At 62.4% G+C, this 13,535-nt stretch carries 12 protein-coding genes and 1 pseudogene; 6 read left to right on the top strand and 7 right to left on the bottom strand.

Annotation, left to right across the window (positions count from 1 at the left end):
- The first annotated feature begins 5 nt into the window (after window positions 1-5).
- The 3 genes from C9I57_RS01205 (at window position 6) to C9I57_RS01195 (ending at window position 2,058) form a co-directional block, all read left to right on the top strand.
- Window positions 6-554 carry an RNA polymerase sigma factor gene (locus C9I57_RS01205; protein WP_107148819.1) on the top strand — a complete coding sequence of 183 codons (549 nt, stop codon included), beginning with the start codon at window positions 6-8 and terminating at the stop codon, window positions 552-554.
- A gap of 8 nt (window positions 555-562) precedes the next feature.
- The gene (locus C9I57_RS01200) at window positions 563-1,573 is read left to right on the top strand and encodes a FecR family protein (RefSeq protein ID WP_107148818.1); all 1,011 of its coding nucleotides are present in this window, start codon (window positions 563-565) and stop codon (window positions 1,571-1,573) included.
- 269 nt (window positions 1,574-1,842) lie between these two features.
- Window positions 1,843-2,058 carry a FecR/PupR family sigma factor regulator gene (locus C9I57_RS01195; RefSeq protein WP_107148817.1) on the top strand — a complete coding sequence of 72 codons (216 nt, stop codon included), beginning with the start codon at window positions 1,843-1,845 and terminating at the stop codon, window positions 2,056-2,058.
- Between the two features lie 252 nt (window positions 2,059-2,310).
- On the opposite strand, the gene C9I57_RS01190 is transcribed toward C9I57_RS01195, so the two are convergent.
- The gene (locus C9I57_RS01190) at window positions 2,311-3,138 is read right to left on the bottom strand and encodes a hypothetical protein (RefSeq protein ID WP_107148816.1); all 828 of its coding nucleotides are present in this window, start codon (window positions 3,136-3,138) and stop codon (window positions 2,311-2,313) included.
- 111 nt (window positions 3,139-3,249) lie between these two features.
- Here C9I57_RS01190 and C9I57_RS01185 point away from each other — a divergent pair, with 111 nt between their 5' ends.
- Entirely contained in the window at window positions 3,250-4,863 is a 1,614-nt protein-coding gene (locus C9I57_RS01185) for a type II toxin-antitoxin system Phd/YefM family antitoxin (protein ID WP_258187435.1), read from the top strand.
- A gap of 167 nt (window positions 4,864-5,030) precedes the next feature.
- Here the strand turns inward: C9I57_RS01185 and C9I57_RS01180 are convergent.
- A pseudogene (locus C9I57_RS01180) lies at window positions 5,031-5,128 on the bottom strand (IS5/IS1182 family transposase); the annotation flags it as partial.
- A complete protein-coding gene (locus C9I57_RS01175; RefSeq protein WP_107148814.1) occupies window positions 5,119-5,754 on the bottom strand; it encodes a TetR/AcrR family transcriptional regulator in 636 nt (211 codons plus the stop codon). The gene C9I57_RS01175 and the pseudogene C9I57_RS01180, both read right to left, overlap by 10 nt.
- A gap of 273 nt (window positions 5,755-6,027) precedes the next feature.
- Between C9I57_RS01175 and C9I57_RS01165 the strand changes: the two genes are divergently transcribed.
- Complete coding sequence (locus C9I57_RS01165) at window positions 6,028-6,921, top strand: NAD(P)/FAD-dependent oxidoreductase (protein ID WP_107148812.1); 894 nt, start codon at window positions 6,028-6,030, stop codon at window positions 6,919-6,921.
- Between the two features lie 107 nt (window positions 6,922-7,028).
- Window positions 7,029-7,892: a class I SAM-dependent methyltransferase gene (locus tag C9I57_RS01160; protein ID WP_107148811.1), complete on the top strand. Its 864-nt coding sequence runs from the start codon at window positions 7,029-7,031 to the stop codon at window positions 7,890-7,892.
- Between the two features lie 65 nt (window positions 7,893-7,957).
- On the opposite strand, the gene C9I57_RS01155 is transcribed toward C9I57_RS01160, so the two are convergent.
- The 4 genes from C9I57_RS01155 to C9I57_RS01140 form a co-directional block, all read right to left on the bottom strand.
- Window positions 7,958-9,697, bottom strand: coding sequence for an NADPH-dependent assimilatory sulfite reductase hemoprotein subunit (locus C9I57_RS01155; protein WP_107148810.1), 1,740 nt, complete (start codon window positions 9,695-9,697; stop codon window positions 7,958-7,960).
- Window positions 9,698-9,797: 100 nt separating this feature from the next.
- Window positions 9,798-11,633 (bottom strand): assimilatory sulfite reductase (NADPH) flavoprotein subunit, encoded by a 1,836-nt coding sequence (locus tag C9I57_RS01150; protein ID WP_107148809.1) that lies wholly within the window; start codon window positions 11,631-11,633, stop codon window positions 9,798-9,800.
- 393 nt (window positions 11,634-12,026) lie between these two features.
- Window positions 12,027-12,311 (bottom strand): helix-turn-helix domain-containing protein, encoded by a 285-nt coding sequence (locus C9I57_RS01145; protein ID WP_107149229.1) that lies wholly within the window; start codon window positions 12,309-12,311, stop codon window positions 12,027-12,029.
- Window positions 12,312-12,483: 172 nt separating this feature from the next.
- The gene (locus tag C9I57_RS01140) at window positions 12,484-13,458 is read right to left on the bottom strand and encodes a hypothetical protein (protein WP_107148808.1); all 975 of its coding nucleotides are present in this window, start codon (window positions 13,456-13,458) and stop codon (window positions 12,484-12,486) included.
- Window positions 13,459-13,535: the final 77 nt, after the last annotated feature.

The raw sequence follows: 13,535 nt of genomic DNA, 5'->3' as shown, positions 1-13,535 counted from the left end.
CGGCCATGTCCGATAGCACCCGCTCCCAGCTCAAGGCGATCCTGGCTTCGCGCTATGCGTATCTCGTCAGGCGGCTCGAGCGTGCGACGGGATCGAAGGACGGGGCCGCCGACGCATTGCACGAGACGTGGCTGCGTCTCGAGAACGCGAACGTCTCGACGCAGGTTGCCAATGCCGACGCCTATATACTCGGCATCGCGAACAACGTCGCCATCGATCAGCATCGCAGCGAGCGGCGTCATACGCACGAGGACGACGTCGAGGCGCTGCTCGAGCTGCCCGACGAGCTGGCGGACCCGGAGCGGATCGTCGCGGCGCGGCGCAAGGTCGAGGCGCTGAAGGCAGTCCTGCGCGGGCTCACGCCGCGGCGGCGGGCTATTTTGCTCGCCGCGCGCGTCGATGGATTGTTGAACCGCGAAATCGCCGAACGCTTCGGCATTTCGCTGCGTCTGGTCGAGAGCGAGCTCAGTGCGGCAATGAAATATTGCCTCGAGCGCATGCATGAAGCAGGCGACCCTTACCCGGACGCGAGAAGCGGGCCTCGCAAATTTTGAGCAAGCAGATGATGACGAAAGCTGACGTCGATTCGGCAGAACGCGCGCACGAAGAAGCTTGCGCGTGGCTGTTGCGCTTGCGCTCGGATAACGTGGACCCGGCCGATGTGGATGCGTTCAAGCAGTGGTGCGCCGACCATCCGCAAAGGGCGCACTTACTGCGCGACACCTGGAGCACGCTGCGCACAGCCTCCGCGGAGATCGCACTCGAGGAGCATTCTGCCGCGACTGCCGGCGCATGGCGGGGCCGAACCACCGGTCGTCAGCGAATGGTCCGCACGGGCCGTCGCGCATTCGTCGGCTTCGCGGTCGCGGCAGGGGCTTCGTGGCTCACGCTGAGCCCGCCGATGCGTCTGTGGCCGTCGCTGGCCGATCTGGCGTCGGACTACCACACGGGCACGGGCGAACAGCGCCGCGTCATGCTCTCGGCACGTGTGACCGTCGAAATGAACACGCAGACGCGGCTCGACGTCCTGCCCCGGCGCGTCGCGGCGCGAGGCGTTGAACTCATGACGGGCGAGGCCGAGATCGACGCGGCGGTGCCGTCCGCCGATCGCGTGGACCCGCTGCAGCCCGTTACCGTCGTAGCGGGCGAAGGGCGCATACAGGCCAAGGTGGCTCGTTTCAACGTTCGCCGGACGGCCGGGCAAGTCTGCGTGACGTGCCTATCAGGCTCGCTCGAGTTCGAGCATCCGCGTCGCCGCCTCACGCTGCGCGCGGACGAACAGGTGATCTACGACGATCGGCGGGTACAGACGGTCTCTCGCGTCGATCCGAACAACGTCACCGCCTGGCGCCGGGGCGTGCTCGTTTTCAACGGCGTGCCGCTTTCCGAAGTCGTCGACGAAATCAACCGGTACAGGCCTGGGCAGGTCATTCTCCGCAACACGGCGCTCGGCGAGAATCGCATACAGGCTCAATTTCCGATCACTAAGCTCGACGATGTCGTCGATATGGTCGGCCGGCTCTATGGCGCGCATGTGACACGGCTACCGGGCAACATCGTCTTGCTCAGCTAACAACTTCCCTCCACGCCGGCTTGCGCTCCGATCCCGTTTCCGGTGTTTGCGGGTTAGCGGCCCTCGATACGACATAACAAGAGAGGGCCGGCAATAACCTGGCATGACAGGCCAGGCGCGCAACGTCGCGGGCAACGACGATGCGTATCTCAAAGGCACCTCGCGCGAGGGCTAGGGCGCCTCGCGCGAGGGAATGCCGGCGGATTCGAATCGCCGCGGGCGGTGGCGCAATCATGAACGAGTCGCGACCGGAAGATTCTTGTCGGCATATGCAAGCGATCTCCGAGGAGCTTCGCGATGACGCCGTTCGCTGGCTGATCTTGTTGCGTTCCGAGGACGCGAGCGAAATCGAGCTCGAAGCCTTCCGTCGTTGGCTCGCTCAACGCGCCGAGCACGCGCGCGCCGCCTATGAGGTTTTCTGGCTCTGGCTGCTGCTTGGGATGCTGGGCTGGCCGGACATCGATGGCGTACCGCTTATCCACTAGCCTACGAACGCGAATCCTCGGGCGACTCGCAACTCTCTTGTCTAGCCCCCCGCCTTGTGATCTCAGTTTCAAACGCGGCTTGAGCACGAAATAAAGTCTGCGGGTTAGCCGGACTCACTTCGACCTAGTAAACGTGGGCCCCCGCGGCAGCCGGATTGCGGATCCGGGCGGGAGTGCCGGCGGATGGCTGTGCCGATTGCTACGTGAGACGGATGACGATACGAGGCAATGCAGACGGTGCGGTCTACTCGATCACGACGACGCCGAATCCTCGCGCGCGCTTGCGCGGGCAGCGGCCCATGTGGCGTCGAGCGGGTCATCGATGCTGCGATAGGGTTCTGTAAGAAAAGGAAAACGCTCGACGAACGGGGCGGACTTTTGCAAGGCCACGATATGGTTGACCATCCATTGCAGCAGATCGCTTCCTTGCCGGATCTGGTCGGCGTTCCAGCGCGGCATGTCGGAGAAGAGTCCGGCAAATCCGCTCCAGCGGGACGGCCGGTCGTTATCCCCGGGCCTGATATAGGTGTTCATGCAGATATCGTCACTGTCGGTCATCTCACCGACAAAGAGGCCATTCGTCGTCGGCACGCCCACCTGCTTCCAGTGCTCGACGAGCGCAAGCGGCCGAATCGTGCGCGCAAAGACGAACGCCGCGCTCGTTTCACGCTCGATCTCCGCGAGCGAGATCACGCCGTTGCGCTGCAGGCATCGCGCAACCGCGTGCGGCTTGATCGTGCACGAGGCGAAGCTGCGCAGAACGAGGTCGGGGACCGTCAGCTGCAGCTGAAACTCGCGCAGCCCGTGATCGGCGCTCATGGTCGAGAAATTGAGGAACAAGCCTTCGAGGTGGCCGACCGGGCCGACATAAGGCTCGAGCCCGAGACGCGCGAGCTTCGGAGCGACCTGACGCTCGAGCAGCCGCATGAGGTTGCGGCGATTGCGCGGCCCGGCGAAGTTATCCAGGCATTGGGTGATGACGTCGCTGATCTCCCAGCGGCGCTCTTCGGCGAACATCCGTGGCGATCGGTTCAGGTCGAACTTGGCGCGGCCGTGCGCCACGCGCGGGTCTACATACATGCCGGGTCCTCATGGATCCGTTGCGGGCAGTAGCATATCAAACAACTGACGGGGTGATCAGTGATACGCACGGTCATGGAACGCTTTGTCGAACACAGCCCGATGGCGGTGATGACAAGGCTTGTGATGCAATGCGCGCTGCACGCGGAATCGATCGATGACGTCGTTGAAAGCGACAATGCGCACGAGGGCGAAGAGGTCCGCGAGCAACTGATGTCACTGACAGTCGATGCCATGGCCGCTATGGCCGGCGAGGCTAGGTTCTCGAGAGTGCCGTCGGAAGGCGTGCTGGTCGAGTTTGCACAGGTCGTGGCCACGCTTCACGACAGGATGAGCCGCGTTCGCAGCGAATGGGGCCGTTCCTTGCTAAGAGACAGCGCTGAGCTGCTTTTTTCCGCGGCGACGTCGCGCTCGCACGCGCAAACGACGACGCTCAACGGATTTCGACTTAAAGTGCTCGACGGAAGCCGGATGTCGGCCGGCATGAAATGCTCGCCGGGGCCCGGCGGATGCGTTCACGAGAATGAGCCAGCCGAAGCAGGGCACGGCTCGATGGTGGCCGACTTGCGAGCACTACCCGTCTACGACCCCGATCTGGCGATGATCGTCGATCTCGTTCCGTATGAGCGTGGTCAGATCAACGAGCGCGAGTTCGTCGGTGCGCTGATGGAATCGGTTCGGCCTGGCGAGCTGTGGATCCTCGACGGGCAGTTCAGTGTCGAAGCGACGTTATCCTCCTGGCCGCGTCGAGGTTCCGCGTTCATCGTTTCAGAGCATGGCTGCGCGCCCGTTTATCGCGCGCTCGACGATTTGCAGCAAAAAGGGCTGCTCGACGGGGGGCACGTGTACGAGCAGTCCGTCGCGCTCGCCGACGAGTGGGACGCGATGTCCGTCTTCCGGCGTATCGAATGGCACCGAGCCGGTAGTGACGACGGCGCAGGCAAGGTCGTCAGCGTGCTGACGAATGCGCCGGCATCGCAACTCGATGCCGTTCGTATCGTGCAGCTCGCATCGTGCCGATGGCGCGAAATGTTGCCCTTGCCCGTCGATCCGGTTCGCGACTTCACGCCGCTCCTCGCCGAGGTGCCGCAGCGCGCGTCGTTGCTTGCCGGCGCCATCGTGGCAATGGCTTACAACGTGCTCAGCGTGACGCTGCGCATTGTCGACGATGCGCTTGCTCTCGACGAGCGCGACCTCGAGCGTCTGCCTTCGCATATCGCCGCGGGCGTCAGGTCGACGTACGCGGGAATGATGATCGCGTTGCCGCCCGAATCGTGGCGGCGCTACGATCAGTTGCCGGCGACGGAGCTTGATGAGCTTCTCCATCGCCTGGCCGTCCACGTCGACCCGCGTAGCGAGCGCAGAAAGAGGCGCGAGAACAAGCTGTCGTCCAAATCGCAGGCGAGCATGCGTGCGGCGACGGTCGATTCTTTGCTTCGCGAGGAAGACGAAACGGTTTCGGCACATGCGTTCCGGCTTCGCACGATCGCAATGGCCACGCGCGACTTCAGCAGCAACCCGTCGAAGGCGCTGCGGCATGCAAGCGATGCGCTCGTCATGGTGACGAGATACAACCGGCCGATCGCGCTGCTCATATCGGTCGAGGATTGGAACCGGCTGCTCGGCGAAGTTCGCGAAATGAGCTTTACGAAGCTCGAGTTCGACTACGCGGGGTTGACGCAAATGGCAAGTGTCGTTGCGTTGAGGGAACCGTCGCTGAACTAAGGATGGTGTTCAGAACTCGTTTTGCCACACTGAGCCATCAACATAGAGGCGATGTGGTGCAAGCGGTGCGGCACCTGGCTCGAATGCAGCGCGACGTTCGGCATAAAGAAGGCGCCGATTGCCTGCCCGCGCGGGCGGCTTTTGCGCTCATGCAATGGACTCGCCGTCAGTCGTCCACGCATCATCCATAGGTTGCTCAGGGCGAACAGCGTATGCAATTGCTGCGCGTTCTTCATCGGCCACGATAGCGCACCTTTAGATGCCACCGTGCGCGGCGATGAACATGGCGACGGCCGACCGGCAATAGGATTCGATTTCGTTGTCGTTCTGCGCTCTCGCCTCATCGAAGCGTGCGATGACCACGAGATCGGATCCTTTGAAAAGCGCGGCAAACAAGCGTGCGGACCGGAGAGGATCAGGCACGTTCAAAAGCGCCTTCGCGTGCAACTGACGCAACAGGGCCTCGATTTGGGCGATGACATGGGCGGGGCCGGCTTCGTAATGGAGCTTGCTTAACGACTTTTGATTCGTCTTGTCGGCCATGACCATGGCTTCGACACTGCGGACGTCTGATCTCAACAGCGTGCGAAGCAGTGATGATCCCACCGCCATGAGCTGATCTTCGACCGAACCGTCGACGCCTTCAAGAAGGGCCTGTGGTGCAAACAACTGATGGCAGCCGGCCGCGATGGCCGCGCTGAACAGCGCCTCCTTGTTCTCGAAGTGCCGATAGATGCTGAGCTTGGATATCTTCGCCCGCTGCGCGACCTTGTCCAACGTCGTCGCTTGAAAACCCAATTCCACAAAGAGTTCGCGCGCGGCGTCGATGATCGTTTGGCCAAGCGCCTCGTTGGCGGGCCGGCCACGCCGGGGCTGGCTATTTTCGGTCACGACAATTCCAGTACTTGACAGTATCTCAATACTGTAATTACGATACCACATAGTACCTGAAATGTGCAAGCCAATGGGTGGCGTCCTCCGAATAGGTTTCCCCGGGGCCGCCCGGCGATATCGAAGCGGCAATGGCCGGCCGGTCAACGCAGTGATGGGCGACTTTCTCGTCGACGCCGAAGCCCTGCTCGCTGCCCCTCTTGACCGTGTATCGCTGGACGATATTGCGCACAAGGCCCAGCCCCCTCCATCCACAACACGGAGCCCATCACCATGAATGACGTCATCATCATCGGCGGCAGCTTTGCCGGCCTCGCCGCCGCCCTGCAGCTTGGCCGTGCCCGCCGCAAGGTCACCGTTCTCGATACCGGCCGTCCGCGCAACCGCTTTGCCGGCCACTCGCATGGCCTGCTCGGCCACGATCACAAGCCGCCGCTGGACATCCTGGTCGAGGCGCGGCAGCAGCTGGTGCGCTATCCAACGATCAGGCTGGTCAATGCCCGGGCCGAGAGCGTGTCTGGCGCCATCGACGATTTCTGCGTCGTCACTGACGATCACGAAAGCCTAAGGGCGCGCCGCCTGATCCTGAGCTATGGCGTCGCCGACCAGATGCCTGATGTTCCGGGCTTTGTCGAAACCTGGGGCACGTCCATCGTGCCCTGCCCCTATTGCGACGGCTTTGAAGTCGCCGGCCAGCATTGGGGCCTCGTTTGGTCCGGCCCGCAGTCGCACCAGTCTGTCAGGCTGTTCCACGACTGGACCGACAAGTTGACTGTCTTCGCCGATGATCATGACATTGCGCCCGACATCCAGGCCGATCTGGCGCGCCGCAAGATTCCTGTCGTCGATGGCCGGATCGTCGAGATCGCCCACGACGGCGGCCACATCGCCACCGTCAATCTCGATACCGGCCGCATTGTCGCGGTCGACGTCCTGTTCGCCCATCCGCGTAACAAGCCGTCCGCGGGACTGCATGAATCACTGGGCCTCGCCACGATCGATACACCCACCGGCATCGTTCTCAAAGTCGACGAGCGCGGCCAAACCAGCATGCCCGGCATCTACGCCGCCGGCGACCTCGCCACGCCCTTCTTGCCCTCGGTCACCCAGGCATCATCGCAGGGCGCGATGGCCGGCATCTTCGCCCAGCAGTCGATGCTGGTTTGAGAGCACGGATGCTTGTTCGAGACGATACGCACCTTGGCATCGGTTCCGCTCTCCTTGCCTCGAACAAAGGGAAGCTTGTTAAAAACGAATCACCACAAGGAGATGACATGACAGAGCAGAATGCCTATCAGGTGGCCGACTGGAATGGTCAAAGCGGGGAGCGCTGGGTCGCCAACCAGGCCCGGCTCGACGCTATGGTGGCGGCGTTCGGCCACGCCGCGATCGAAGCCGCCGCGCCCTCGAAGGGCGAGCGCGTGCTGGACGTCGGCTGCGGCGCGGGCGCGTCGAGTCTGGCACTGGCCGCCCGCGTCGGTCCGGGGGGCCAAGTGCTGGGCGTGGACATATCCGAACCGCTGATCGGCCGAGCGCGCGCGCTTGCGCCACCAGATACGCCCGTCCTGTTCCAGGTGGCCGACGTCAGCAGCGCCGAGTTGCCCGAGGGCGCATTCGACATCCTGTTCTCGCGTTTCGGGGTGATGTTCTTCGACGATCCGACAGCGGCGTTCGCCCATATGCGACGCGCGCTACGGCCGGGCGGGCGGGTCGCTTTCGTCTGCTGGCGCGGCATGGCCGAGAACGATTGGGTGCGCCTGCCGATGGGCGCGATCAAGGGCATCCTCCCGCCGAGCGCGCCGCCCGCTGCCGAAGCGCCCGGTCCATTTTCGTTCGGCGACCGGGGGCGGGTGTCGCGCATCCTGACGGCGGCCGGCTTCACCGATATCGCTATCGCGCCCTTCGATGCTTCCGTCCCGTTCGGCGAGGGCGGGACGCGAGACGCGGCGATCGATGACGCGGTGAAGATGACGCTCGAGGTCGGCCCACTGTCGCGTGCGCTCGCTGATCAACCCGACGACATCCGCGCCCGCGCCTCGGCCGCGGTTCGTGCCGCCTTCGCGGGCCTCCCCGGCGAGCGGTCGGTGATGATCGACGGCGCGGCGTGGATCGTCATGGCACGCAATCCGGCAAGCTGACAAGGATTAACACGCCCGGGCAAGCGACGCGCGTTGGACAAGGCCACGAGTTCTGAACACCATCCCTAACGGTTGAAGTCACGCCCGGAGGTGACCGCTTCCACGTAACCCGTGCGAACGACGAAGTCGCCGAAATGCTCGCCTTCGTGCCGTTCACGCGCGAAGTGGCCGAGCGTCTTGTCGAGCGTATCGAGGATTCCGTCTTCACCGACGTTCTCGAGGTACATGCGGGCGAGCCGCTCCCCGTGAAAGCCACCGCCGAGGTAAAGGTTGTACTTGCCCGGTGCCCGGCCCGAAAGACCGATTTCGGCGACATAGGGCCGCGAGCAGCCGTTCGGGCAGCCGCTCATGCGGACGGTGATCGGAACGTCGGAGAGCCGATGCCGCTCGAGCAGCGCCTCGATACGGGCGATAAGTGACGGGAGATAGCGTTCGCTTTCCGCCATCGCAAGACCGCACGTCGGCAGCGCAACGCAGGCCATCGAATTCACCCTCAGCGCGCTGCCCCAGTCAGGCGCGAGCAGGCGATAGTCGCGCGCCAATTGCTCGATGCGTGCCCGGTTCGCGTCCGAGATGCGCGCGATCGTGATGTTCTGGTTCGGCGTGAGGCGAAACGTATCGTCGTGAACGCGGGCAATTTCGCGCAAGCCATCCAGCAACGGGCGGTCCGGCTGATTGTGCAAGCGGCCGTTCTCGATGAAAAGCGTCAAATGATGGGCTCCATCGTCGCCCGTTTGCCAGCCGAGCGTATCGCCGTTCGAGGTGAACGTATAGGGACGCGCGGGGGCGAGCGCGAAACCGAGCCGACGTTCGATTTCGGCCTTGACCCAATCGAGGCCGAGATCGTCGATCGTGTACTTGAAACGCGCGTGCGCGCGTTCCAAGCGGTCGCCGTAGTCGCGCTGGACACTCATTACCGCATCGCAGGTCTCGAGCACTTTGTCCGGTGTCACGAAGCCGATCACGTCGGCGAGCCGCGGATAGGTCGCCGTCGATTGATCGCTGCGACCCATGCCGCCGCCGATTACGACGTTGAAACCCTTCAATTCGCCGTCCTCGGCAATCGCGATGAATCCGAGATCCTGCGTATAGACGTCGATATCGTTGACGGGTGGAATCGCAAAGCCGATCTTGAATTTGCGCGGCATGTACGTCTTGCCGTAGAACGGCTCCTCGGGCGCTTCGGCGGGCTCACGTTCACGTGCTTCGCCATACCAGATTTCGCGATAGGCGCGCATGCGCGGAATCGCGCGATCGCTCGCGCGGTGCGCGAGGTCGTACACCGTGGCGTGCAGCGCGGATAGATGCGGATTGATCGAGCACATGACGCCGCGCGCATCGTCGCCGCATGCTGAAATCGTGTCGAGCCGCACTTCATTCAGACCTTGAATGAGCGGGCGCAGATCGTTCTTGAGCACCCAGTGAAACTGTACCGTTTGTCGAGTGGTCAGGCGTAACGTCGCGTTTCCGTGGGCGCGTGCGAGCTCGTCCAGCTTGAGCCATTGCTCGCTCGTGCAGACGCCTCCCGGCATTCGGACGCGGATCATGAATTGAAACGCCGGCTCTAGTTTCTGCCGCCGACGTTCGTCGCGGACATCGCGATCGTCCTGCAGATACATGCCGTGAAATTTGAGCAGCTTCGCGTCGTTCGCCGAAACCGCTCCGGTCAGCGGATCCGCCAGTCCTTCCCGAATCGTGCCGCGCAGCTGGTCGCTTCCCGCCTTGAGCCGTTCGTCCGCGCTGAGTCGTTCGACGGGCTGTGACAGATCGCGGCTGCGATCTGGCCGAGGATGGGTTTCGCTCATTTGAATCCTCTTTGAATGGTGCTGGGCCGCCCGAGCATTCATACGCGCCCGGGGGCGGGGGCCTCCCATGCGAAGGCAATGACCCAGAGGCTTCGCGTCGTCAATAGACGTCGCGCTGGTAGCGCCGTTCGCGTTGCAGCTTCTGCAGATAGTCCTGCGTGGCCTCGGGGCCGAAGCCGCCTTCGTCGGCGACGATTTCGGCGAGCGTCCGATGGACGTCCGGCGCGAGCCGCTTCGCGTCGCCGCAGACATAGAGGTGGGCGCCTTCCTCGAGCCACGCGAAAACATCGCGTGCATGCGCCTTCAAACGATGCTGAACATAGGCTTTCGCCTCGCCGTCGGAGCGACGGTCGCGCGAAAACGCGACGTCCATTCGCGTCAGCAGCTTGTCCTTGAGCAGCCTCTGCCACTCGGTCTGATAGAGAAAATCGGTGCGAAAGTGCCGATCGCCGAAGAGAAGCCACGACCGCCCATTCGCGCCGCGCGCCTCGCGCTCTTGCATGAAGGCACGAAACGGCGCGACGCCCGTGCCGGCGCCGATCATGATGATCGGGACATCGTCGCCGGGCAGCCGAAAGTTAGGATTCCTATGCAAGTAGACGGGCAGCTTCGCATCGAGCGCGACCCGGTCCGACAACTGACCTGATGCTACGCCCGCGCGATGCTCGCCGTGCAGTTCATAGCGCACGGTCGAGACGGTCAAATGGGCCTCCTCGGGCGCGGCGGCCAGGCTCGATGCGATCGAATAGAGCCTCGGCTGCAGCGGCCGGAGCGTCCCGACGAAAGTCGCGGCATCGAGTCCCTCGACGGGGAACTGCCGGATCACATCGATAATGTGATGGCCGCTCAGGTAGGCCGCGCGTTCGTCGACGTGGCCGCTCGCCGCCAGGTTCCGCAGCGTTTGCGCACCGGAAAGTTCCGCCCAACGATCGAGGAATCGCGGCGTCAGCGTTGTGATTTCGAAATGGGAAGCAAGCGCCTCGCCAAGCGCAGCTTGTTTGCCCTTCATGTCGACCGTCTGCGACGCGTCGAGCTTGAGCGTGCTCAGCAACCCTTCGACGAGCGCGGGATCGTTGGTCGGTACCAGGCCCAACGCATCGCCGGGCTCGAAGTGAATACCTGAGCCTTCGAGCGAAAGCTCGATGTGACGTGTTTCCTTGGACGAGCCGCGCCCCGAGAGCACGATGTTCTCGATGACGCGCGCGGGGTGCGGGTTGTGCTTGTCGATCGCGGGCGTCGGCGTTGCAGCCACGGAAGACAGCCGCAAGGCCGTGCTCGTCGTGCTATCACCTGCTGCCGCCGTCTTAGCGAGGATGTCGAGGACATCGTCGATCCAGGCACTCGCTGCCTCTTCATAGTCGACGTCGCAATCGACTCTTGGCGCGAGGCGTTGAGCGCCGAGTTCTTCGAAACGGCGATCGAGACGCTTGCCTGCCTCGCAATAGCGCTCGTAGCTCGAATCGCCGAGCGCGAGCACGCCGAAACGAACGGTAGGCAGCTTAGGCGCTTTCCGACCCTCGATAAACTCGAAGAAATCGGCCGCTGTTTGCGGCGGATCCCCTTCGCCATATGTGCTCGCTACGATCAGGACGTCCTGCTCATCCTTCAGTTGACGCGGCTTGTAATCGACCATGTCGTGAAGCGACACGGCCAGACCGCGTTGCGCCGCGCGCTCCGCGAGCGTTTTGGCGAGCGTGCGGCTGTTGCCTGTTTCACTGCCGTAAAGCACGGTCAGCCGCCGGGTGGGCCCGGCACCTGATTTACCTTGAGCCGTGGAGGGCGCCGGCGCGGCTTTGGCTGAGGACGCCTGTTCGAAGCCTGCCAGAAAACCGCTGATCCAGAGCAACTGCTTGGAATCCAGCGATGAGACGAGGGCTTTGACATGCTCCCACTGGGTGTCGGTGAGATCAGGCCCTTTGAATTCGGAAACGGTCATTTCTTCCGTCGATGCAGATTAGAGTACGTCACGCCGATCCCGACCTTTTGGGGCATTCGCCTGGAGGTATCGGCGCGATGCGTATTACGCGTCTAGTGATTTTCTCTTGATCCGCGATAATATGCAAACGCATTATGTGTTTGCATATATTAATGACCTTTAGTTATTTGCCCGCTTCACCCGGATATTGGGGTTGAAGCGAAATCTTGCATAACGCGAACAAGAGCTGTCGAGCTTTGCATCGGTCCGCCTGGAGCGGGTTGCTGCGCGCGGCAGCGAGCTGCCTTTATCGATTCTCGCGGGATGGCGCCAGCAATTCCGAGCGACCGATTACCTGCTTCAAACTATCCGCTGGCTCAGGGTCAGAGAACCCAGCGGCTTCGATGGCCGAGCTCAAGCTCCTGAAGCGCGCTGCTTGCTGCCCTCACCCTGTCGTTGCTCAGCGAGAATGTCCTCTAGGGTTCGTCGATGTCCATGCTTGACGATGCGCAGGTCGTAACCTGCCGCCTCGAGCAGCCGCACGAGTGCGGAGACGCTCATGTCGCCACGGGCGAGCGTCTCCATCCGGGCAACCGTTGTGCGGGCTACGCCGGCGCGTTGCGCAGCCTCTTCCTGCGACAGGTTTGCTTCGCGTCGCGCATCGCGGAGCATAGTAGCGACATCGGCCAGTGTCGTCATTTGTAGCCCCAAGGCACCGAGGATGGCAAAATCAGTGATCACTGTAGCCCCCAGAGCACAATTTTGCAAGTCACCTTTGTAGCCCAAGAGCTACAATGCGGAAGAATCGGTGGGTTTTGTGGCTCTGTGGCTACGCCCGACGGTCAAGAATAAACTCGAGAGAAGGCCCCCTCTAGGAGCCGATCGCAAAAACCGCTCGCTCACCGAGGGAATCAAAAAATCCGACCGTGCCCTCGTCGAAGGTCACGATCCGTTGCGCTTTCGGATTCGTCGCCACCCACTCCCGCTTGAGCACGCCACCGCTGCGGCTCCAAACAGACAGCTTTCCGGGGCGATAAGCCGCCGCCAGGCGCTCCCCTTCCGCGTCGAACGCGAAGTCGGAATAACTGTGGTGACTGTGACGCGTGGGTCTTCCGTCCGCCAGATCCAGCGGATCCGGTTGGTAAGCATCGGCGACATCGATCCCCTTCGCCAGATCCACGAGTACGAGTCCCGCGTGATAGCCCAAGATCGCAACCAGTTCGCCCCTCGGATCGCCTCTCAATGCAGCCGGCGCGAAAGTTTTATAGCTGGTTGTGGCGGGTAGTTCGACGCAATGTTCCTCGCGACCGCTGTCTAGATCGAAGACGGTCAGATCGGCAATCTGTTCTTCGCAGCGATGGCCACGCGAGATCGCGACGCGCCTGTTAGGAAGTAAGGCGCAGGCATGAGCAGGCCCTCCGTGGAGCACGCCCAATTGACCGAGATGCTTCTCGAAGATTCGCGTTCTGTCGTGCTTTCTAACCACGATGATGCCGTTTTCGAAATACGCGATGTGCTCGCGATCGACAGCGGGAAGTGCGCTTGTCGAGATGCCTACCTCACGAACGACACCTTCTGTCATGTTTACCGCAATCAATCGCCGCAGGATGCCCGTGTCACTGGCTTGCCCACCCGTAAGGACATAGATCAGCTCTCCATCCGGCGCGATTTGATGCCCGGCGCTGAGTTCGAGCAACGGAAAAGCGCTGATCACCTCGCCGGTAGTCCTTTGGATTTCAAGCGTTGTTTCAGGAAATTTTCTCGAAAGAACTTCTTGGCAAATAAAAGGACCGTGCTGGGTCCCACTGAGATTGCCTTTCTTCTTTTGATTGGATTTGGCCTTCATCGTGTGTCCGTGAGCCTTTGCAGTCGCTATCGATAGCGTTGAGAGACTGCCTGATAAGAAGCAACATCTCGATTGAA

It is taken from the genome of Trinickia symbiotica (assembly GCF_003028655.1).
Lineage (GTDB): Bacteria > Pseudomonadota > Gammaproteobacteria > Burkholderiales > Burkholderiaceae > Trinickia > Trinickia symbiotica_A.
This window is presented reverse-complemented; position numbering and strand designations above follow the sequence as displayed.